Consider the following 21,423-nt stretch of genomic DNA (forward strand, 5'->3'; position numbering starts at 1 on the left):
CCGGGAGATAGTACTATGTGTGATTGTGTTCATCGCTAACACGTGTATGCGAGCCCGCCATCTGACGAGGGGGCGACGACCGGCACGCATCTCCGACGGGGGCGCAGTCAGTGGGGCGTCGTTCCCTGCCACCGCCCGGGAAGACGGCCGGACACCCGTCCACGGCGAGCGCCACAGGCATCTGGGTCCTCCGGTCGTCGCCTGCACCGACGGCGGCGGGGACGGGTTCGGCGAGGCCCCCGACCGCTACCGGGTCCTCTGCCAGCAGGTCCAGCGCTACGGCGTGTTCGTCCTCGACACCGACGGACGGGTCGCCGAGTGGGGCGACGGCGCCGGACGACTCCTCGGGTACGACGGCGACGCGGCCCTCGGCGAACCGCTCGCGGCGTTCTACACCGACGCGGACGTGACCGCAGACCGCCCGGCCGAGACGCTCGACCGGGCCGAGACGACGGGCGAAGTCGTCGACGAAGGGTGGCAGGTCCGGGCCGACGGCACCCGGTTCTGGAGTCGACTCGTCGTCACGGCGCTCCGGTCCGACGGTGAACTGGTCGGCTACGGCGTCGTCGCGACGGACCGTTCTGAGGCCCCGGACAAACTCCGGTCGTACGACACGCTGACCGAAGCACCCGTCCAACTGGTCGGGTTGGCCGAACCGGACGGGACGCTCGTGGAGGCGAACAAGACCGCACTGGAGTTCGCCGGCGTCGAACGGGCCGACGTCGTCGGGACGCCACTCTGGGAGACCCACTGGTGGTCCCACTCCGAGGACGCCCGCGAGCGCCTGCGTGAAGCCGTCGAGACGGCCGCCACGGGGGAGTTCGTCCGCTACGAGGCGACGGTGGTCGGTGCCGACGGCGACGAGATTACGGTCGACTTCTCGCTGACCCCCGTCACGGACGACGCCGGCCGGGTCGTGGCGCTCGTTCCAGAGGGCCGTGACGTGACCGAACGGAAACAGGTGGAGGCGGAACTCCGAGAGCGCAACCGGATGTTCTCGACGCTCGTCGACAACCTCCCCGGCATGGTCTACCGCTGTCAGAACGAGCGCGGGTGGCCGATGTCGTTCGTCAGCGCGGGGTGTGCCGACCTCACGGGCTACGACCCCGAGGCGATAGAGTCCGGCAGCGTGAGTTGGGGCGAGGACGTCATCCACCCGGACGACCGGGAGGCGGTCTGGACCGAGGTGCAGGCCGCCATCGACGAGCGCGACCCGTTCACCATCACCTACCAGATACGCACCGCCGACGGCACCGAGCGGTGGGTCTGGGAGCAGGGCGAGGGAGTCTTCGAGGAGGACGAACTCGTCGCAATCGAGGGGTTCGTCACCGACATCACCGACCGCAAGGAGCGCCAGCGCCGCCTCGAAGCGGTGTTCGACCAGACCTACCAGTTCACCGGCCTGCTCGACCCGGAGGGGACCGTCCTCGAAGCCAACGAGACGGCGCTGGAGTTCGGCGGACTGGACCGCGAGGACGTCGTCGGCAAACCGGTCTGGGAGACGGGATGGTTCCAGATAGAGGAGGCCCGAGAACGTGTCAGAGCCGACGTCCAGCGCGCCGCAGACGGGGAGTTCGTCCGGCACGAACTGGACGTGCAGGGGGCCGACCGCGTCGCGACCATCGACTTCTCCATCCGCCCCATCACCGACGAGCGTGGCGAGGTGGAACTGCTGATTCCCGAAGGACGCGACATCACCGAGCGAACGCGCCGCGAGTCCCAACTGGAGACGCTCAACGACGTCTCGCGGGAGTTGACCGAAGCGTCCTCCGAAGAGGCCGTCTGTGACATCGCCGTCAGGGCCGCCCGGGAGACGCTCGGCCTCGAACTGGCCGCCGTCGAACTGTACGACAGCGAACGGAACCGGCTCGTCCCGCACGCCCGGACCGAGGGCGTCACCGAACTGGTCGGCGACGCGTCGCTGTTCGAACCGGAGGACGGCGAGTCGTGGCAGGTGTTCGTCGAGAGCGAGGGGACCGTCTACGAGGACATCGAGTTCCGGGCCGACGTCTCGGAACCCGGGACGCCGCTGGACAGTGCCATCGTCCTCCCGCTCGGCGAACACGGGGTGCTCATCGCCGGCGAGACGACGCCGGAATCCTTCGCCGACGCCGTGGTCGACCTCGCCAGAGTCCTCGCGGCCCACGTCGAGACGGCGCTGGACCGAATCGCCCGCGAGGCCTCGCTCCGCGAGCGGACGTCGACCCTCGAAGCGAAGCACGAGCGGTTGCGGCGGATGGACCGCGTCAACGACGTGTTGCGCGACGTGACGACGGCGCTGGTCGCGGCCGACTCCCGGTCGGAGATAGAGCGGGTCCTCTGTGAGCAACTGGCCGCGACCGGCCCCTACCGGTTCGCGTGGCTTGGGACCCGTGACCCGGTCAGCGGCGAGATGCGTCCGGAGGCGTGGGCCGGCGACGAGTCGGGGTATCTGGACGCCGTCACCGTCGACGCCGAGGCGTCGGAACCGACCGGGCGCGCGGCCACCGAGCGCGACACACTGGTCACGATGCCGGCACGGGCCGACCCGCCGTTCGACCCCTGGGAACAGGCGGCCCTCGAACGGGACTACCGGGCCGTCGTCTCGGTGCCGGTGCGGTACGAAGAGGCGCTGTACGGGGTGTTGAGCGTCTACGCCGACGACCCCGACTATCTCGACGAGGAAGAGCAGGCGGTCCTCACGGAACTGGGCGAGCTAGCCGGGTACGCTATCACCGCCGTCGAGCGGAAGGCGGCCCTGATGAGCGACGGGCGGGTCGAACTGGAGTTCGGCGTCGAGGACCCCGACACGGCGCTGTTCCGGTGTGTGCAGGCCGTCGGCGGCGAGTTCGAACTCGAAGGGGTCGTCGCGGAGAGTGGGGAGCCACTCAGCGTGTTCTTCACGCTCCGGGACGCGGACCCGGACGAAGTCCGCGAGTTCGTCGCCGACGCGCCCGGGTTCGGCGAGGGCAGACACGTCGCCGGCGACGACACGGAGAGCCTCTTCGAGTGTACGGTCGTCGGCGAGAGCATCGTCGGCGCCGTCTTCGACCACGGCGGCGTCCCCAAGACGCTCACCAGCGACGGGGGCACCGTCCGTCTCGTCGTCGAACTGGCCGACGACCGGGACGTCAGAGAGTTCACCGAGACGTTCGAGACGGCCTTCGAGAGCGCGACGCTGCTCGCCCGGCGCGAGCGCGACTGGCCGATACAGACGGCGACGGAGTTCCGCGCCGAACTCCTCGACCGGTTCACCGACAAGCAGCGCGAGGCAGTCGAGACGGCCTACCTGAGCGGCTTCTTCGAGTGGCCCCGCGAGAGCACCGGCGAGGAGGTGGCGGAGATGCTCGGCGTCTCCCAGCCGACCTTCAACCGCCACCTGCGGGCGAGTCAACGGAAACTGCTCGACGTCCTGCTGGACGAGTGAACGGGGTTCAGTGTATAGTGGGTGCCGACGCGGCGACCCTAGACACGTACCGACGCTCGTTTTCCCGCTGTGGGACCGGTTTGTACGCACGCCGTCCAGTCGAACCGCGCCGACAGTCGTCAGCCTGTTCCCACCGATTCATGGACGAGAAATGCCTCGACGGCCCACTGCGAGCGACGGACCGGGGCCGCACCTGTGCCAACTGTGGCGAGGTGATAGACACGACGGAGTGGTACCCGGTGGTCTCCGTCCCGGGGGAGGGATACCGCATCTACGCGTTCTGCGACGAGGGGTGTCGCGACCAGTGGCGACAGCAGACAGACCGGTGAGAGACGCCGGTGTCGGCGCAGACGAGCGCCGGTCTAAATGTATAGTGTGTCGCCGGCCGGGACGTCTGTGCTTGTAGCAGCCACCGCTATTTTCGTCTGGTGTGTTCCCTGAACCGATGAGACAACGAGAGAACGCACACCGACACGTCGAACGGACCGTCGGCGACGTCTCGTCGCCATCGGAGTTGACACGGGCTATCGTCGAAGCGGTCGCCGACGCGACGGACACGCCCGCCTCGGACCTCGGGGCGTCCCTGTACGACGTCGTCGAACCGGACGCGCTCTCGGAGGTCCTCGAAGCGGCCGCCAACAGCCACGTCTCGTTCGTCTACGCGGAGTGTGGGGTCGTCGTCGCCAGCGACGGCACCCTCCTCGTGGACCCGGACCCGACGTTCGCCGGCGACGCCGGCACCCAGTTACGAGGCGTCACACAACAGTCATGACAGGCGAGTCCGAGTCACAGCGAGCGCAACCGCCGGCCCCGGTCGACGACCGGTACACCGCCCTCAGGGTCGACGACGAACTCCTCATCTACGACCACGAGGAGGACGGCGCGTGGATACAGTCGACCGAGACCTGCGAACTGCGGGCGTGAGCGGCCTACTCCGGTCGCTGGTCGCGCCACTCGGAGACGATGACGTCCCCGCTGGAGGCCCCGATTCGTTTCGCTCCGGCCTCGAACATCTCGGTCGCTTCCTCGTACGACCCCACGCCGCCGCTGGCTTTCACCGGGAGGTACTGGCTCAGAATCTCCACGTCGTGGACGGTCGCACCGCCCTCGGAGAACCCCGTCGCCGTCTTGAGGTAGGCCGCGTCGGCGTCGGCGACCAGTCGGCCGACCCGGTGGAGTTCCTCGTCGGTCAACAGCGGTGCCTCGACGATGACCTTCACGGGGACGGGGACGGCCGCGACGACTTCGGTGAGGTGGTCGCCGAGGGTTTCGTCCTCACCGGCTTTCAGCAGGCCGACGTTACAGACCACGTCGAGTTCGTCGGCCCCGTCGTTCCACGCCCGTTTGGCCGCGTGACACACCGCGCTGGTGGCCCCCTGCCCGTGGGGGAAGTCGACGACAGTTGTCAGCGGGACGTTCGCGTAGTCGGTCGCCAGCGGCATGTAACACGGCGGGATACAGGCCCGCATCCCGTACTCCAGCGCGTCGTCCAGACACGCTCGCACGTCGTCGGGCGTCGTCGTCGGTCCGAGGACGGTGTGTTCCACCCGGTCGGGAAGGTCGTCCATACCGGGTCGAGAGGCGGCGAGTACCTAAACGTCCCGACGACGGGCCGCGAGGCCGGAACCTTTTCGGCGTCACGGGGCGGCGTGCAGATATGGTATTGCCTTCGGGGTTCGGACTGCCGCCGTTGCCGTATCTGGCGGCGCTCGCGGGTGGGACGCTGGTGGTGTCGGCACTGCTGGTCGCGCTGGAACCGCCGATAGACCAGCGGACCGTCGTCGCCCTCGCCCCGTGGATGGCCATCGGTGGGACGCTTCACGCACTCGGCCAACCCCCTATCGAGGTGTACGACCCGGTGCTCAGACCGCTGTTCGGGACGCCGGCGGTGTACTTCACGACGTACGTCACGCTGGGGACGGTGTGGGTCTTTCTCTCGCTGTTCGGGGTCCGGCGGGGCCACGACGAGGCCATCTCGCGGAACCTCGGCCTCGTCGGGACCGGCATCCTGACGGTGTTGCTGGTGCTGGCGGCCATCACGGCGCTCCGTTCCGGACTCCTCGCACTCGTCTGGCCGACCGTCGCCGTGGTCGGTGCCGTCGTCCTCGCGGCGGTGACGCTGCTGGTCGTCGCGCTCTGGCGCACGCCGATAATCGTCCGCACCCGCTACGCCGCGCCCGTCGTCGTCTTCGCCCACGCGTTCGACGGCGTCTCGACGGCCATCGGGACGGACGTCATCGGCGTCGGCGAGCGCTCGCCGGTCCCCCGCGCTATCATGGACTTCGCGGGGACGCTCCCGACGGCCCCCGTCATCGGCGAGGGGTGGCTGTTCGCGCTGGTGAAACTCGTCGTCGCGGTGGCCGTCGTCGTCCTGATGCACCAGTATCTGGAGGACGAACCCGTCGAGGCGAGCCTCCTGCTGGCCTTCATCGCCGCCGTCGGCCTCGGCCCGGCGACGAACAACGTCGTGCTGTTCCTCTTCACCCCGGTGTAAGGCCCAAACGCTCATTGTGCCCCCCACCGAGGGGGCGAACATGTTGTCGCTCTCCCTCGGTGAGTGGGTGGTCGTCTGCGTGCTCTCCGGCCTCTTCGCCGCCGTTCTGATGAACATCCCGATGTACGTCCAGCCGGAGGGGTACCTCCCCGCCTACGTCGCCGCCGGCGGACTGACCGGCGTGGATCCGGCGGACGCACAGACGGCGCTCGCGGTGGCCGTCCACCACGTCACCGGCACGGCCGCGGCGCTGCTGTACGGGGCCATCGTCGTCGTCTTCGCGGCGATTCTCCCGACCGCGGTCTCGCTGGTCGGCGTCCCGGCGCTCCCCCACCTGCTGGGGGCCGTCGGCGTCACGCTGTTCATCTACTACTTCTTCGAACGCGTCGCGATGCCTCGGGCCGGCGGGAGTCTCGGCGGCCGGCGAGACGACATCGTCCAGCAGTGGGCGCTCTCGTCGTTCATCTACGGGACGACGCTCGCGCTGGTCGTCCCGGTGTTCGTCACGCAACTCTGACTCAGCCGTACTGTTTCGAGAGGTTGCGGTACATCACACCGAACAGGAAGACCGCCGCCAGCGCACCGAACGGGAGTGCGTACACCCACGGGACGTCCACGCCGGTGCCGGTCCGCTGGGTGAAGACGGCGATGAACCCGAGTCCGAACCCGGCGACGGCCGAGACGACCGCCGGCCAGCGCATCCGCCTGTCGAACAGTGAGAGGTCGTCGCTCATACACACACCGTCGCCCTGCCCCTACCTGATTGTTCCGGCGAATCCCCGGCGTTCATACGGGGGCCGGTCGAACGGCCGCCATGGCGAAACAGCCCCACTTGCTGGTCGAACCGGGCGACCTGAACGACGTCGCACTCCTGCCGGGCGACCCCGGCCGCGTCGACCGCATCGCCGGCCACTGTGCGGACCACGAGGTTGTCGCCGAGAACCGCGAGTACAAGGTCGTCAACGCAACCTACGAGGGCACCGACCTCACCATCTGTTCGACGGGCATCGGGTCGCCGTCGGCGGCTATCGCCGTCGAGGAACTGGCCGCCGTCGGCGTCGAGACGTTCCTCCGCGTCGGCACCACGGGGGCGCTCCAGTCAGGCATCGAAATCGGCGACATGGTCGTCGCCACCGGCGCCGCCAAGGACGAGGGGACGACCGACCGATACGAGGCCACGGAAGTCCCGGCCGTCCCGGACTACGACGCCCTGTCGGCGCTCGTTGACGCCGCCGAAGCCAACGACGAGGACGTCCACGTCGGCCCCATCGCCACGGACGACGCCTTCTACGCCGAGACCGACGCCTACGTCGAGCAGTGGGAGGCCGCCGGGTTGCTGGCCGTCGAGATGGAAGCCGCCGCCATCTTCTCGCTGGCCCGCCGCAAGGGACTGGCCGCCGGCGCCATCTGTACCGTCGACGGCAACCTCGTCGAAGGGACCCAGAAGGGGGCGACCGACGACGACGAACTCCCCGAGAAGGCCAAGAACAACGTCGAACGCGCCATCGAAATCTCGCTGACCGCCGCGGCGTCGCTCTGAGGCGGCGACCGCTGGCACGCCGACGTCGCCCGGCGGTGAACTTACGGCCCCGTCGTGCGAGTTGGTAGATATGCTCGACCAGTTGGTTCGCCGAGTGCAGACGTTACTCGTGCGCGCCCGTCGGGTCGAGCGCCGTGAACTGCGGGAGTTCCGCCGGTGGGCCGAGACGACGGACCGCGTCGTCCACCTCTCGATGCTCGTGTTCGTCCCGTTGCTCATCGCCCTCGTGACGGCCCTCGCCAACGCCGTCCCGCGACTGACGTTCCTGCTGTTCCCGCCGCTGGCGTCGGGGACCTACACGCTGTTCGTCGACCCGACGGCGAAGTACTCCGACCCGAAACGGTTCGTCGCCGGTCTCACTATCGGCGCCGTCTGTGGCCTCGGCGCGCTCGACCTGTCGAGCGTCCTGCTCGCGCCACCGACCGGCCAGTTCGCGGTCAGCGCCACCGCCGCCGGTCTCGCGGTGCTTGCGACCGGTCTGGTGACGTGGCCGCTCGACATCGAGGAACCGTCGTCGTACTCGACGGCGCTGCTGGCGTTGCTGGTCCAACCGAACCAGCAACTCGTGTTCGTCGGGAGCATCTTCCTCGCGAGTGCGCTGGTCGCCAGCGTCTTCGTCGTCTGGCGGGACCGGTTCTACGAGCGACGCGCGACGTACCTGTACGAGTCGACGACCGGCGACGACCACGTGCTGGTGCCGATGCGGGGCGAGACGGCGGGCCGGACGGCGATGCTTGGCGCTCGTCTCGCGGCCGCACACGAGGCCAGCAAGGTCGTCTTGCTCGACATGGTCTCCGACTCGGACGCCGCGGCGACGGAGCGCGAACTCCTGCAGGACACCGTCAAACTCGACATGTTCTCCGAGACCGACACCGACGCGTCGAACGCGAACCGGACCGAGTCCACGGCCGCCGTCTTCGGCGACGGCGGGAGCGTCGACGCGGAGACGACGGAGGCGGCCGACTTCGACGCACAGGTGGACTGGCTGGAGACCCACGCCGCGCGCATCGAGACGCGGACCGGCGTCCCGTGTCAGGTCGTCGTCGCCATCGACGACGGCAATCCGGCGGCGACGACGCTCCAGACGGCCGCCGAGACCAACTGCGACCTCGTCGTCGCGCCCTACGAGAGCGAACACGGCGCGCTGTCGCCGTATCTCAGACGGTTGTTCCGGGGGAACACCGACGTACTCGTCCACCGCTCGCGTGCCGAGCGGAGCCAGTGGAAACGAGTGCTCGTGCCGGTCCGTCGCACCAGCGACGTGGCCCACAACATGGTCGACTTCGCGACCCGACTGGCGGGCAAGAGCGGCCGGGTCGCCGTCGCGACGTGCATCGGCGAGTCGCAGAACCGCCGGCGGGCCGAGGAGATGCTCGCCGACCTCGTGGAACCGTTCGACGGTGCCATCGAGACGCGCGTCTCCCGGGCGGACATCAACGAGTTCCTCGCCACGACGGGGTCGCAGTACGACCTCGTCGTCATCGGGGCCAGTCAGGACCGGAGTGCCGCGTCGCGGTTCGTCTCACCGCCGACGTTCGAGCGGTTGGAAGACGTCGAGACGGACGTGGCTATCGTCGACCGAAGCCACTAGATGTCGGCTTCGTCCTCGCGTTCGATGTCCAGCAGGTGGTCCGCGATGTTCTCCATGCCCTCGCGTCCCAGCGCCGACTGGACGAGGAGGTGACCGCCTATCTGTGCGGGACTGATGACGGTGCTCGCGCCCGCCCGCCGGAGTTTCTCGATGTTCTCCCGCTCCGTCGCGGCGGCGACGATGTTGAGGTCGGGGTTGATGCTGTGGGCGGTCAGAATCGACAGTGCGTCCTGCGCGTCGTCGTTGGTGGCCGCGACGGCCGCCCGGGCGTCGTCGATGCCGGCCCGCTGGAGCGGTTCCTCGTCGCTCGGGTCGGCGGTCAGCACCGCGATGTCCCGTTGCTGGAGGCGCGCCGCCGTCTCGGAGTCGGGCGTGATGACGACGAAATCCGTCGCGCCGACGAGTTCTTCGATTATCGGTTCTGTCAGGTCGCCGTAGCCCAGAACCACCACGTGGTTCTCGAGCAAGTCGAGTTGTGCGTCAGTCATGTTCCCGAGTACCTCCGCGAAGCGCTTCTCGAGTGCCGGGCCGAGCAGGGACCCCAGCGCGATGGCGAAACTGGCCGTCCCCAGCACGACGACGGACATGCCGAACAGCGTCGCCCGTTCGCTCACCGGCGTCACGTCGCCGTAGCCGACGGTGCTGGCCGTGACGAGCGTGTAGTAGAACGCGTCGGTGAGCGTCTCGACGTTGACGAACTCCTCGCGGAGCGCCCACGTCCCGACGGTGCCGTACACCTGTGCGCCCAGCAGGGCCGCCCCCGCCGCGAGTTGCGTCGTCGAGAGGTCCAGTTTCCGGTCGAACCGCCGGCGGTTCAACAGCACCGTCGGCAGCGACACCAGCGAGAGGACGACCAGCGGCAGGGAGAGCGGCGAGGACTGCACCACGCCCTGCAGCGCCGACACCGGGAGCAACACGACGGTCACGTACCACGCGATGCGTAACCGCCGGCGGAGCCCGAAGACGCTCAGGAGCAGCGAGAACCCTGTCAGCGCACCCGTGAAGCCGGCTGCCTGCTGCAGGCTCTCGGGAACGGCGGTGCCGAGTATCCCGCTGATGGGGGCGGTGATGTTGGCGACGCCCGTCGCGAACGACAGCACGGCTACCAGCGTCGGCAGCAGTATCGTCGCCCGCGCCCCCAACCACTCCCGCGACCAGTGCATATCTGCTCTGTGTCGATGGGGTGGTGTAAATGTACTGTCCCGGACTCGCCGCGACGAGGCCGGGATGCATCGTCGGAAGCGATTTACCACCGGGCGCGCACGGTGGGGACATGGCTTCGCTCCCAATCGAGATTCTCTTGGGCATCTATCTGGGGTTGCTGGTCGGGGTCATCCCGGCGCTGGCGTCGTGGGCACTCGGGTTCGGCTTCAAGTATCTCACCGGCGTCACCCTCCCGGGGTTCGCCGTCGCCGTCCTCGCGATAGCGCTGGCGGGCGTCAGCGGCGGGTTGCTGGCGCTGGCCGACGAGTCCATCACGCAGGCACCCAACGCCGAGCGGATAATCACCGCCATCGTCCTCGTCGGGATGGTGTCGATGTACGCCCACAGCAAGGGCGACCAGATGGGGACGACGTTCCCGAAACGGCTCTCGTTGCAGGGGCTCCGGGACAGGACGCTCTCGGCCGACGTGGTCGAACGGTTCGGTGGGCGCGACGAGGTGCGCATCCGCGTCGTCGGCGAGGTGGCCGACATGGAGGGGTACCCGCCGCTGTCGGAACCGCTCCGGGCCGAGATTCGGGGCGGCGAGTGGACGTTCCCCGCCGACCTCCGCATCGGCGAACTCGAAGCGGAGCTGGAGACGCGACTGAAGACGGAGTTCGACCTCGGCGACGTGGCCGTGACCATCGACGAACAGGGGCAGGCCAGCGTCGTCGCCGCGCCGCCGTTCTCGGGACTCTCGAAGCGGGTCACCGACGGGCGACACGCCGTCTCCGTCGACGCACTCCTGCCGACGGGACTGGCGCGAAACGACGAGGTGACGGTGCTGACGACGGACGCGCAGGTCCGGGGGACCGTCGTCAGCGCCCGGTCGAAGGGGTCGGAGGCGGGCGTCGAGGAACCCGAGGACCCGGAACTCGCCGACGACGCCGAGACGCCCGCGGCGCCGGTGCACGCGCCGACGACCGACGGCGGCGAGGGGCGACTGACCATCGCAGTCAACCGGACGGACGTCCAACCACTGCTCCGGAGCGAGTCGGCGAAGGTGGTCGTCGAGCCACGGGGCACCCGCCGCGAGTACGAACTCGTCTCCCTGCTCCGACGAGCGGGCAACCGTTTTCGACGGGTCACCGTCCGTGACGGCGGGGCGCTCGACGGGACGACGCTCGGCGACGCACGGGTCCGCGAGACGTACGGCGTCGCCGTCGTCGCCGTCCGCGAACAGGGTGGGTGGCGACTCGCGCCGCGGGGCGAGACCACCGTCGAGGCGGGCGAGGAACTGTACGCCGTCGGGCCACACGACGCCCTCGACGCCTTCGTGGAGGCGGTCGCATGACGGCGTTACAGAGCGGCATCGTCCTGCAGGGCGGTCTGCGGACGGACGACCCGATAGTGCTCGGTGCACAGTTGCTCGGCATCGGCATCGCCGCCGCCGCGGCCGCCGGGTCGGTGGCGATGGCGTACCGCTGGTACGTCCGCGAACGCGTCCCGACGGGGCTGGGCGTCCTCTTCGGTCTGAGCGCCGTCGCCCTGTACCTCGGGACGACGGGTGCGCTCGGCGACGTCATCCTCGGGCAGGAGCAGGTGCTGCAGTCGAGTAGCGTCCTCCCGAACCTCGCCGCCTTCGCCGTCGGCGGGGCCGCCGCACTGACCGGGACGAAGGTCGGCGATAGGCTCGGGACCGACCTCTTCGCCGCGACCGGCGGCCGAAACGTCGACGCGGACGTGAGCGAAATCGTCCAGACGGTCGGGCGGGTCACGTCGGTCACGCTCCCCGCAGAGATAGACGACATCGTCGGCTACGACCCGATGCCCGACGCGACCAAAGAGCAACTCGCCGAGCGGCGGTTCCTCTTCCCCCGACGGCTGACGAAGGGTGAACTCCGGGACCGCCTCGTCACGCGGCTCAAGACCGACTACGGCGTCGGTCACGTCGACGTCGAGTTCGACGACGGCGAGGTGTCGTATCTCGCCGTCGGGTCCCGTGCGGCCGGTATCGGTCCGACGCTGCCGCCGTCGACCAACGCCGTCGCGATTCGGGCCGACCCCGCACACGCCGCGAGTTCCGGCGACCTCGTGCAGGTGTGGGAGCGAGAGCCGCTGAAGCGGGTTCTCACCGGCGAACTCCGGGGCATCGCCGACGAGGTGGTGACCGTCGCCATCGACGCGGCGGACACCCCGAAACTCGACCCGACGGCGACGTACAAACTGGTCACGCTCCCGGTGCAGGACCGGCCCGATCGGGAGTTCGCCTCGCTGTTGCGGGCCGCCGACGAGACGATGGACACCGTCACCGTCGAGGCGGGCAGCGACCTCGTCGGGACCACCGTCGGGAGTCTGGGCGTGACCGTCGCGGCTATCACCCGCGACGACGCGGCCCCGGAGACGATTCCCTCCCGCGAGCGCGTCCTCGCGGCGGGTGACGTGATTTACGCCATCGCCACGCCCGACGCCCTGCGCCGTATCGAGACGGCCGGGACGGGGACGGGCGAGGACGCGTCGTCGGGTGGCGAGACACCACAGCGACCCGCCGCCGAGGACGGGCAGGCAGGGGCGTCCGTCGAGGGCGGGACCGACGCGACTCCCGTCGAGGACGGCCCGTCGGGCACCACCGAACCGGCGGCCGACACCGACGAGAGCGAGCGTGGTCCCGACTCGCTCGAGGCCGACGACCGGAACGCGGCCGGGGGCCCGACGGACGACGACGCGGCCGAGGAGCGAGCGACCGACGCCCCGACGGACGCCCCGGCGGACGACACCATCCCGGTGTGGGACCCCGAGGAACACGTCGACGTGACCGAGGCTACCGACGAGGGCGACGCGACCGACGGTGCCGACGCTGACCCCGACGCCGCGACCGACGACGAGGCCACCGCCGACGAGTCGACCGACGAGGACGGGGGCGGTCCCGACCGCGGCGGGGCGTGAGCGGTCGCAACCCTCTTTGGCACGGCCGGCCCCCGTTCGAGTATGGAGTGGAAACTGTTCGCGCACCTCAGGACCGCCGCCGACGGCGGGACCGTCAGCGTCGACGTCCCGGACGGAGCGACGGTCGAGACGGCACTCGACGAGTTGCTGGCCGAGCGACCGGCGCTGGCCGACGAGGTGCTCGAAGACGGCGAACTGGCCGACCACGTCCGGCTCCTCGTCGACGGCGAGGACCCGTTCGCGAACGGTGACGGCCTCGCGACGACGGTGGACTCGGAGACCGAACTGGCGCTGTTCCCGCCTGTCAGCGGCGGCTAACCGGACGGGTCGCCGACGCGCCCCTCGCTCTCCGCGCGGCCGTCGAGGGTTCCGACGTTCGAGACGACGATGCGAACGCCGTCGTCGTAGTCGGTCTCTAACGTGACCGTCCAGCCGTGCGTCTCGGCGAGCATCCGGAGGTTCGGGAGGGTCATCCCGGCCTCGGCGTCGGGGACGGCGGTACCGTACGCGAAGAACGAGTCGGGGTCTTGCTCGCCGACCGGGTCGCCGTCGTCGGTTATCGTGAAGCCGTCGTCGGTCACCCGGACCGTCACCGTCGAGGCGCCGTTGTGGGCCGCGAACGAGAACCCGTTCGCGAAGACGTCCTGCACCCGCTCGGGGTCGGCAGTCACCTCTGCGCCGCCGTCCATCGTGAGCGTCATCCCGTCCGTGTCCGTCCTGTCCCACGCGGCCCTGACGACGCCGCCGAGGTCGAACGTCGTCCGGTCGTCGACGGTCTGGCCGTACCTCGCCAGCGTCGCGAGGTCGTCGACGATGTCCGACATCCGCTCGGCCGTCTCCGAGGCGGTGCTCAGCGAGTTACGGGCCGTCGACACCTCGCCGTCTTCGAGCGCGTCGCCCGCGATGTCGACTCTGGCGCTGACTATCTGCAAGGTGTTGAGCAGTTCGTGGCGGATGGCGGCGGCGAACCCCTCCAGTTGCTCGTTCTGGCGCTCCAGTTCGCGGCGCTGTCGCTCCACGCGCGTCACGTCGGTGAACACGACCACTCGCCCGATGTCGACCTGTCCGAGCGTGAACGACGTGTCGCTGACGAGGAAGTACGCCGTCTCGCCGTCGTCGGTCAGTTCCAGAATCCCGTCCGCGGAGTCGAGCGCGGCGGCGACGTCCGGGAGCGTCGCGTCGAGTGGGTCGCCGACCGCCGTCGAGAGCGCCGGAAACAGCCGACGCGCGCGGCCGTTGAACTCCCGAATCCGGTCGCTGTCGTCGAGGTACACGACCGGGTCGTCGACACCGTCGGTCAACTGGACGGCGAGGAACTCGGTCTCGAAGACGTAGAGGACGCCGACGGCGAACACCGCGACACCGAGCGGTTCGTAGTTGATGTCGAGCAGTCGGTCGCTGGCGAAGCCGACGACGTCGAACAGCACCGGGAGACCCGTGACGCCCACGAGGGCCGCGAGCGGTCGCGTGTCGTAGTCGGCTTCGAGGAACAGTTCGTACAGCATGAAGAAGCCGACGGCGACGAGCGCGTACGACAGCCCCGAGACGACCCAGTGGAGCGTCTCGTGCACGATGGTCAGGTGGGGGAACGGCGTGGCCACGAACGCCGTCTCGAAGTACCACCCGTGGATCGGGTTGGTCAGCTTCACCGTGACGATGGCGAGGTAGACGGCGACGGCCAGTCGGCGGTAGGTCCCGTTCCGGTGGAACGACCGCCCGGTGTACGCCGAACAGAAGTACAGCCACGCGCCGACGGTGGCGAGGCCGACGACGAGGCTGAGGACGTACGCGCCGTACTTCAGTTCGGTCGAGGGGAGCACGAGGAAGGCCAACTCCAGTGCGGCCCACCCGCCGCTGGCCACCACCAGTGCGACGAGGCCGCGCCGGGTGTCCGGGTCCGCGACCGCTCTGGCCCGCGACAGCGCCACGACACAGGCGAGCGTGGCGAGTCCGTAGGCGGCGACGTAGGCGAGAAAGGCTGGCGAGACGTCGGCGAGTTGCATCTATGACGACACGTATCGGCTGTCTAACTTGAGTGCTGGGGCGAGATTATCCGTGCTGATAACTCCGCGTCACGTCAGGTCGGCCGACAGCACGAAGTCCGGCCAGTCCGCGAGGTCGGCCCGGACGAAGGCGGCCTCGGCGACGTGCCGCGGCGTCTCCGGAATCAGCACCCGCGTCCCGTCGACCCCCAACTCGGCGGCGTCGGCCCGAATCGCGTCGAACAGGGCCGCGGCGGCGTCGGCGTCGGCCCACGTGCCGAGGGCGTACTCCGCCAGCGTCTCGTCGGCGGTGGGGTCGACCGTCTCTCGCACCCGGGCGGCCATCCCGCGCGTCCCACCGTCCTTGACCGCGAAGACGGCCTGTTCCTCGGCCAGCGTGTGCAGGCGCTCGCGGGTCACCTCCGAGAGGGCCCACGTCTGGTCGGGGTCCAGTGCGAGACCGGAGAGCGACGTTCGCCCCTCGCTGCCGGTCCAGTAACTCCACGCCGCGGCGGGGTCGTTCTCGACGGCGGGGCCGTCTGGGTCCGGCGGCACGTCGCGTGGCTCCGGGTGGGCCCACCGGAACGCCGTCTCCGGTTCGAACCCCGTGGCGACGGACTGCCCGAGGCCGGCGTCGTTCCACGAGAACACCATGTTCCGCCCGACCGTCGCCCCCCGGTCGCTGGCCCACTCGAAGAGGCGGCCGACCATCTGCTTGCCCAACCCCTCGCCGCGGTGGTCCGGGTCGACGCGGATGCCCTGTAACCACGCCTCGTGGTCGGTGAGCATGACGGCCTGACAGAGGCCGGCGGCGGTGCCGTCGACGTCGGCGACGACGGTGTGCTGTGTCGGGCCGTCGCTCTCGACCCACTGCTCGAACACCTCGGGAACGTAGTCGACGGTGTCGGCCCGGTCGGCCCACACCTCCTCGGCGAAGGCGACGACGTCGTCGTAGTCGTCGGCCCGCGCCTGCCGGACGGTCGGTGCCATGACTCGTCACTCGGCCGGCGGCAGGAAAAAGCTACGCCGTCAGGCAGTCGAGAGGTCGATGGCCTTCGTCGCAATCTCGCCGCTGTCGTCGGTGACTTTCACCTCGACGAGGAGCGTCCCACAGAAATCCAGCGAGAGCGTGATGCTCTCACCGGACCGTTCGTACTCGCCGTCGCCACCGACGTCCCACTCGATAGCGGAGACGTTCCCGTCGGGGTCGGTGGCGTTGGCCGTCAGCCTGACAGTCGTCCCTCCGGCGAGGTCCTGCTCTTCGGCGTTCGGTGGGTCCGTCGAGAGAGTGAACTCGGGCGGGTAGCTGACGGTCCGGTCGGCTGCGAACTGGTTCCACGGCGGCACCGCTTCCTCCGTCGACCGGAGCGCGTACAGCCCGCCGTCGTCCGAGTAGCGCTCGGCCTCGCCGACGGCGAGATAGAGGGTCCCGTCGGCCGGCACCGTCTCGACGCTGTCCAGTCCGCCGAACTGTGCCGCGTGCTGGGCGAACTGCCACTCCTGCTCTCCGGTTACGGCGTCGAGAGCGTACACGCCCTCCTGACGCGAGGGAGTCGACGAGGCGGTCCACTGTTCGGCGGGGACGTAGACCGTGCCGTCGGCGACGGTCGGTGCGTACATCCTCGCGTCCCCGCGTTCGAAGCGCCACTCGGTCGTCCCGGTGGCCGCGTCGAGCGCGTGGACTGTGCCGACGGCGGCGTCGATGGTTCCGACGTAGACCGTCCCGTTCTCGACGGCCGGCGCAGACGCCGAGTCTGCCGGCACGCCCTCCGCGACCGACGCCAACTCGACGTTCCAGTCGACCGTCCCGTCGTCGGCGTCTATCGCCGAGACGACGTTCCTCCCGTCGGAGACGTAGACGGTGCCGTCTTCGACTGCCACGCCGCCGGGGTCGACGTACGCCTCGGTGTTCGCGACCGGCGACTGCCACTCGACTCGCCCGGTCGTGACGTTTCGACCGGTGACGGTCGTCCCGGTGTCGTTGACCCAGACGGTGACGAGCGTGTCCTCGCTGGCGGCCACGGCTTCGACACTCACGGCGGACCGACTCCAGAGCGTCTCACCCGTGGTGGCGTTCAGGGCGACTAACGTTCCCTCTCTCTGGACGTAGACGCGGCCGTCCCCGACGACGTGGGTCTTCACCTCGTCGAACTCGCTGTCGTTGCGCGCCCAGAGCACCTCGCCCGTCGTCGCGTCGAGGGCGAAGACGCCACCTCGCGCAGTCGGTTCGGTGCCCGGCGTCCCGAGTCCCCCGTCGTAGGGGCCACGACCCGAGACGTAGACGCGACCGTCTTCGACCGTCGGCGTCTGGCGAATCTTCGGGAGATTGCTCTGATTCCACCTGACTGCACCGGTCGACGTGTCGTAGGCGACGACCCGTCCGCGACTCACGTAGCTCAGCGAACTCCCGGTGTGGTCGTAGCCGACGAACGCCGTCCCGTCGACGACCGCCGGAGCGGTCGGTTCGCCGGGACCGTCGTCACCCGCGGGGAACTCCCGGGCGACAGTCGCGTTCGGCCCCTCTGGGGCGTCCGCGCCGTTGGCACCGGTCCGGGCCGAATCCCCACGTGGCGCTGGCCAGTCGTCAGCCGAATCCGCGGTGGAGAGCGTCGGCCCGGCGACGGCGACGGGCAGGAGCGACGTGGTGAGCAGGACTGTCACGACAGCGAGAAGGGCGGTTCGGTGGCGCATGGGACCGCTGTCGACCTGCTCCACCGTTACTACCCAGTTGCTAGGTCCGCTAATGTCGAATTAAGTCCTGACCGTGGCAGGTTACACACGAGAGACGGTCACAGCCACGGCGTCGACCGGTCCTGAATCTCGCCGGCGAGTGATTCTCGCATCGTGTCTTCGACGTCGCTGCTGTTCTCGAGTGCCCACATCAGTTTGACCTTCGCCGTCCCCGGCAGCACGTCCTCGCCCTCGACGACGCCGGCGTCCAGCAGGTCCCGGCCGGTGTCGTAGACGCGGTCACACACCCGCCCTTCGAGACACTGACTGGTCATGACGACCGGGATATCGAGGTCCTCGATGACGGAAATCCACTCGGTGTTGACGTGGCCGAGACCGGTCCCCTCCAGCACGAGGCCCTCGCTCCCTTCGGCGGCGGTTTCGAGCAGGTCGGTGCTCATCCCGGGCGTGAACTTCAGGAGTTCCACGTCGGTCGCGAGGTCGTCGTAGAGCGCGAGGTCCGTCTCGCCTCGCCGGGCGTACTCCCGACGGAACGTGACCGCGTTGTCGCCGTCGGTGTCGTAGTCGACGTCCCCGAGCGGTCTCGCGCCGACCGTCTCGAAGGCGTCGCGACGGGACGTGTGGTTCTTCCGCACCCGCGTCCCGCGGTGGAGCGCACAGCGGTCGTCGGACTCGTCGGCGTGCATACAGACGAGTACCTCCGCACAGTCGCTCTTGGCGGCCTCGACGGCACAGACGGCGTTCATCACGTTGTCCGAGGACGGGCGGTCCGCGGAGCGCTGACTGCCCGTGAAGACGATGGGCACCGGCGTATCGAGCATGAAGGCCAGCGCAGCGGCCGTGAACTGCATGGTGTCGGTGCCGTGCATGACGACGACGCCGTCGGCGCCGGCCTCGATTTCGTCTCTCACGGCGCGTGCGAGGTCCTGCCACACCTCGGGGGTCATGTTCTCCGAGAGGATGTTGGCGACCACGCGGCCCCGGTAGTTGGCCATCCCCGCGAGGTCCGGCACCGCCCGGAGGACGTCCTCGGCGTCGAACTGGGCCGTCACCGCGCCGGTGCGGTAGTCGACGGTCGACGCGATGGTCCCCCCGGTGGAGATGAGCGACACCGTCGGGAGGTCCTCGTCGAACTCGATTTCGGAACTCCCGTCCTCGTCCTGTGCGCTCTCGACGTCGTAGACGTCGGATTCGAGGACTTCGACGGTCGCCTCGTCCCGGTCGATGCCGACGTTGTACCCGCCGTCCAACTTGACGACGAGGTGGTCGGGCGTACTGGAGGGGAGCAAGACGCCCTCGTAGCTCTGGTCCGCGCTGTCGACGCGAACACGGTCGCCTGCGTTCATGCGCGTGGGTTCCTGCCGGCGTGACTTGAACCCATTTGTTTCGGCGCTCTCTCCGGGCGGTGGGGGACGACCAGTGCCGCCGGCACCTCCACAAAGGCCATAGGTCCAGCGAACCGAACGGGACGTATGTCCGAGCGAACGGCGGAGCGGACCCGCGAGACCGACACGGAGGCCGATACCGGCGAGACGAGTCCCGGCATCGGCCGGCTCGACGGCTTCTCGACGGAGACCACCGAGTCCGAGTCGGAGAGCGGGAGCTACTTCTCGCTCCGGGCGCTCCTGTTCTCGTTCGTCGCCGTCGGCGCCGGTACCGTCGCCGGGAGCCTGATTCCGCTGGTTCCGTTCACCGCGCTACTGGGGATTCCGGCCGGTGCATTCGTCCACGGCCTCCTGGCGAGCGAGCGCCGTTACGCGGAGACGGCGCTGGCCGGTGGCCTCACTGCCGGGGCCCTCTCGGTCACCTCCTTCCTCTCGCAGTTCGTCGTCCGGGGCATCGCCGGCGGCCAACTCGGGATGGGGCGCCTGTTCGCCGTCGCGGCCGCCGTCGGCCTCGTCCTCGCACTCCTCGGCCACTACTTCGGCCGGGACCTGCGCGACGGCCTGACGCGGGACCTAGCGTAACTGCCACCCGTCGCGGGTCTGCTCGACGACGCCTTCGCTGGCCAGTCGTTCGAGCGCCTCTTCGACCATCTCGGGCGGTGCCTCGATGGTGTGGGCCAGTTTCCGTACCGACGCCGACCCGTGGGACAGTGCGCTGACGAGTTCCGCGTACAGGCGGCCCTCGCCGTCCTCGACGCGCTGGTCGAACTGGTCGCGGACGTCGGTGACGCGACCCTGTACCCACCGCTGGGCCAGCGAGAGTTCGTTCTCCAGTTGTTCGAGCCGTTCGAGTTCGCGGGCGAGGTCACGCAACTCGCCGTCGCCCTCGTCCTCGACGTCGATAGAGAGGTGCCGACAGGTCGAGATGTCGAGGCCCGGGTTCGCCGGATAGGCGCTCTTGGTCCCGAACTCGTAGGGGGAGACCCGAACCTCCAGACGGAGGTTCCGGGCGATAGAGAAGTACTTCCGACGCTGGTCGTCGGTTCGCGATTCGACGAGGCCGGCGTCCTCCAGTTTCTGGAGGTGGTCGATGACCGCCTTCGGGCTGACGCCGATGTACTCGCTTATCTCGGTCACGTAGCAGGGTTTGTGTGCGAGCAAGCGGAGGATACGCCGCCGGTTGGCGTTCCCCAGCAAGTCGAGCAACTCGGCGGAGTCCATTCACCCGAGGGTAGCGGGTCGCAGTAGAAAAGGGTGACCCCTGTGGCCGTCAGCGTCCGCCGTCGCCGGCCGCCGACCCGTCGCCGTTCCCACCGTCGCCGGCACTGCCGTCACCGGACTCGCCGCTCCCCCTGTCGTCACCGCCGGTCGCGTCGCCCGCGTCGTCGTCGGCCGTCTCGTTCGCGGAACCGTTCGTCGCCGCCGAGTTACGAGGGTCTGCGTCATCACCGGCCTGTGGGCCGTCACCGTCGACCGGTCGCTCACCCGCGCTGCCGGACTGGCCGTTCCCGGCCACCGGAGCGTCGCCAGCGCTCGAAGTACGGTTCTCCGCCGACGTGTTCGCCTCGTCGGTAGGCCGCTCCGATTGTCCCGGGGCGGCGACCGGCGGGCCACCGCCGTTCGCGCGCACGATGGCCGCCACGTCGGGGCCCGACAGCCGACTGGCGTTCTCCTTGAGGCGCTCGAGTCGCTCGTCCTCGACGCCGGCCGCTGTCGCGGCCTCGTCCGTGTCGTTCACGGCCGTCTCGAGTGCGTCCATGCGGGCGGCGAGCCGGCTCTGTTGGGCGACGTACGCCTGCCGGGGGAGACTGCCGTCCTCGTACCGCTGTTGCAGGCTCTCGTTTCGCTCGCGAAGCCGTTCGAGTCGCTGTTCGAGGGTCCCCGTCCGACTGGTCACCATCTGTGCCCGCTGGCTCTCGTTCGCACGCTCGAACCCGGCTTGCCACATCCCGTTCTCGACCGTATCGTTGGTGGCGGCCGAACTCGACTGCAGGAACGCAGTGAGTGCCGTCCCGAGGCCGGGGCCGTCGTCGGTCTCGTTGGCCTCGGTGTCGGTGGCGACGGGGGTCGCGGTGTCGGTGGTCGTCTCCTGTGCCGCGGCCGCCGGTAAGCCCACCATTGCGGCGGCGACGAGACACAGCACGAGTCCCACAACGTACCGTCGATTCATCTCTATCGGTCCATTACCGACCCAGCATAAAAAGCGGCGCCTTCGTTCGCTCCGTTTAGCGACCACTGAAACGAC

General features: G+C 69.3%; 21 protein-coding genes. 12 read left to right on the top strand and 9 right to left on the bottom strand.

The window, feature by feature from the left end; genetic code table 11:
* Window positions 1–46: 46 nt before the first annotated feature.
* The 4 genes from EGH21_RS12130 to EGH21_RS12145 all read left to right on the top strand — a co-directional run bounded on the left by EGH21_RS12130 (window position 47) and on the right by EGH21_RS12145 (window position 4,330).
* Window positions 47–3,406: a PAS domain S-box protein gene (locus EGH21_RS12130; protein ID WP_220618743.1), complete on the top strand. Its 3,360-nt coding sequence runs from the start codon at window positions 47–49 to the stop codon at window positions 3,404–3,406.
* Between the two features lie 140 nt (window positions 3,407–3,546).
* Entirely contained in the window at window positions 3,547–3,735 is a 189-nt protein-coding gene (locus EGH21_RS12135; RefSeq protein WP_220618744.1) for a DUF7576 family protein, read from the top strand.
* A gap of 116 nt (window positions 3,736–3,851) precedes the next feature.
* On the top strand, window positions 3,852–4,178 hold the full coding sequence (locus EGH21_RS12140; protein ID WP_220618745.1) for a HalOD1 output domain-containing protein: 327 nt from the start codon (window positions 3,852–3,854) through the stop codon (window positions 4,176–4,178).
* Window positions 4,175–4,330 carry a DUF7331 family protein gene (locus EGH21_RS12145; protein ID WP_220618746.1) on the top strand — a complete coding sequence of 52 codons (156 nt, stop codon included), beginning with the start codon at window positions 4,175–4,177 and terminating at the stop codon, window positions 4,328–4,330. Before EGH21_RS12140 ends, EGH21_RS12145 begins: the two co-directional genes overlap by 4 nt.
* A 5-nt stretch (window positions 4,331–4,335) precedes the next feature.
* Here the strand turns inward: EGH21_RS12145 and deoC are convergent, their stop codons facing one another.
* Entirely contained in the window at window positions 4,336–4,974 is a 639-nt protein-coding gene (gene deoC, locus EGH21_RS12150) for a deoxyribose-phosphate aldolase (RefSeq protein WP_220618747.1), read from the bottom strand.
* 89 nt (window positions 4,975–5,063) lie between these two features.
* Here deoC and EGH21_RS12155 point away from each other — a divergent pair, with 89 nt between their 5' ends.
* Together EGH21_RS12155 and EGH21_RS12160 are read left to right on the top strand one after the other, a co-directional pair.
* The gene (locus EGH21_RS12155) at window positions 5,064–5,900 is read left to right on the top strand and encodes a DUF63 family protein (protein WP_220618748.1); all 837 of its coding nucleotides are present in this window, start codon (window positions 5,064–5,066) and stop codon (window positions 5,898–5,900) included.
* A 40-nt stretch (window positions 5,901–5,940) separates the two neighbouring features.
* Window positions 5,941–6,417 carry a hypothetical protein gene (locus EGH21_RS12160; RefSeq protein WP_220618749.1) on the top strand — a complete coding sequence of 159 codons (477 nt, stop codon included), beginning with the start codon at window positions 5,941–5,943 and terminating at the stop codon, window positions 6,415–6,417.
* 1 nt (window position 6,418) lies between these two features.
* On the opposite strand, the gene EGH21_RS12165 is transcribed toward EGH21_RS12160, so the two are convergent.
* Window positions 6,419–6,634 carry a hypothetical protein gene (locus tag EGH21_RS12165; RefSeq protein WP_220618750.1) on the bottom strand — a complete coding sequence of 72 codons (216 nt, stop codon included), beginning with the start codon at window positions 6,632–6,634 and terminating at the stop codon, window positions 6,419–6,421.
* 80 nt (window positions 6,635–6,714) lie between these two features.
* Between EGH21_RS12165 and EGH21_RS12170 the strand changes: the two genes are divergently transcribed.
* Both EGH21_RS12170 and EGH21_RS12175 read left to right on the top strand, forming a co-directional pair.
* Window positions 6,715–7,440, top strand: a complete 726-nt coding sequence (locus EGH21_RS12170) for a guanosine phosphorylase (RefSeq protein ID WP_220618751.1) — start codon at window positions 6,715–6,717, stop codon at window positions 7,438–7,440.
* Window positions 7,441–7,510: 70 nt separating this feature from the next.
* Complete coding sequence (locus EGH21_RS12175; RefSeq protein WP_220618752.1) at window positions 7,511–9,031, top strand: HPP family protein; 1,521 nt, start codon at window positions 7,511–7,513, stop codon at window positions 9,029–9,031.
* On the opposite strand, the gene EGH21_RS12180 is transcribed toward EGH21_RS12175, so the two are convergent.
* On the bottom strand, window positions 9,028–10,194 hold the full coding sequence (locus EGH21_RS12180; protein WP_220618753.1) for an NAD-binding protein: 1,167 nt from the start codon (window positions 10,192–10,194) through the stop codon (window positions 9,028–9,030). The genes EGH21_RS12175 and EGH21_RS12180 overlap by 4 nt on opposite strands.
* A gap of 29 nt (window positions 10,195–10,223) precedes the next feature.
* On the opposite strand from EGH21_RS12180, the gene EGH21_RS12185 reads away from it, so the two are divergent.
* The 3 genes from EGH21_RS12185 to EGH21_RS12195 are packed head-to-tail and all read left to right on the top strand — an operon-like array spanning window position 10,224 to window position 13,438.
* Window positions 10,224–11,528 (top strand): potassium channel family protein, encoded by a 1,305-nt coding sequence (locus EGH21_RS12185; RefSeq protein WP_425433305.1) that lies wholly within the window; start codon window positions 10,224–10,226, stop codon window positions 11,526–11,528.
* Complete coding sequence (locus EGH21_RS12190; RefSeq protein WP_220618755.1) at window positions 11,525–13,120, top strand: DUF8167 domain-containing protein; 1,596 nt, start codon at window positions 11,525–11,527, stop codon at window positions 13,118–13,120. The genes EGH21_RS12185 and EGH21_RS12190 overlap by 4 nt, the downstream gene beginning before the upstream one ends.
* A 42-nt stretch (window positions 13,121–13,162) precedes the next feature.
* On the top strand, window positions 13,163–13,438 hold the full coding sequence (locus EGH21_RS12195; protein ID WP_220618756.1) for a ubiquitin-like small modifier protein 1: 276 nt from the start codon (window positions 13,163–13,165) through the stop codon (window positions 13,436–13,438).
* On the opposite strand, the gene EGH21_RS12200 is transcribed toward EGH21_RS12195, so the two are convergent.
* From EGH21_RS12200 to gatD, 4 genes are all read right to left on the bottom strand, one after another.
* Window positions 13,435–15,123, bottom strand: a complete 1,689-nt coding sequence (locus EGH21_RS12200; protein ID WP_220618757.1) for a sensor histidine kinase — start codon at window positions 15,121–15,123, stop codon at window positions 13,435–13,437. The two genes, EGH21_RS12195 and EGH21_RS12200, sit on opposite strands and share 4 nt — an antisense overlap.
* A gap of 69 nt (window positions 15,124–15,192) precedes the next feature.
* Window positions 15,193–16,092: a GNAT family N-acetyltransferase gene (locus EGH21_RS12205; RefSeq protein WP_220618758.1), complete on the bottom strand. Its 900-nt coding sequence runs from the start codon at window positions 16,090–16,092 to the stop codon at window positions 15,193–15,195.
* Window positions 16,093–16,131: 39 nt separating this feature from the next.
* Window positions 16,132–17,793, bottom strand: a complete 1,662-nt coding sequence (locus EGH21_RS12210) for an outer membrane protein assembly factor BamB family protein (protein ID WP_220618759.1) — start codon at window positions 17,791–17,793, stop codon at window positions 16,132–16,134.
* Between the two features lie 98 nt (window positions 17,794–17,891).
* Window positions 17,892–19,139, bottom strand: coding sequence for a Glu-tRNA(Gln) amidotransferase subunit GatD (gene gatD / locus EGH21_RS12215; RefSeq protein ID WP_220618760.1), 1,248 nt, complete (start codon window positions 19,137–19,139; stop codon window positions 17,892–17,894).
* A gap of 126 nt (window positions 19,140–19,265) precedes the next feature.
* Between gatD and EGH21_RS12220 the strand changes: the two genes are divergently transcribed.
* Window positions 19,266–19,760, top strand: coding sequence for a hypothetical protein (locus tag EGH21_RS12220; RefSeq protein ID WP_220618761.1), 495 nt, complete (start codon window positions 19,266–19,268; stop codon window positions 19,758–19,760).
* Here EGH21_RS12220 and EGH21_RS12225 read toward each other — a convergent pair.
* Complete coding sequence (locus tag EGH21_RS12225) at window positions 19,752–20,399, bottom strand: ArsR/SmtB family transcription factor (RefSeq protein WP_220618762.1); 648 nt, start codon at window positions 20,397–20,399, stop codon at window positions 19,752–19,754. The two genes, EGH21_RS12220 and EGH21_RS12225, sit on opposite strands and share 9 nt — an antisense overlap.
* A gap of 49 nt (window positions 20,400–20,448) precedes the next feature.
* A complete protein-coding gene (locus tag EGH21_RS12230) occupies window positions 20,449–21,348 on the bottom strand; it encodes a DUF7096 domain-containing protein (RefSeq protein WP_220618763.1) in 900 nt (299 codons plus the stop codon).
* Between the last annotated feature and the right edge of the window lie 75 nt (window positions 21,349–21,423).

It is taken from the genome of Haloarcula rubra (assembly GCF_019599465.1).
GTDB lineage: Archaea > Halobacteriota > Halobacteria > Halobacteriales > Haloarculaceae > Haloarcula > Haloarcula rubra.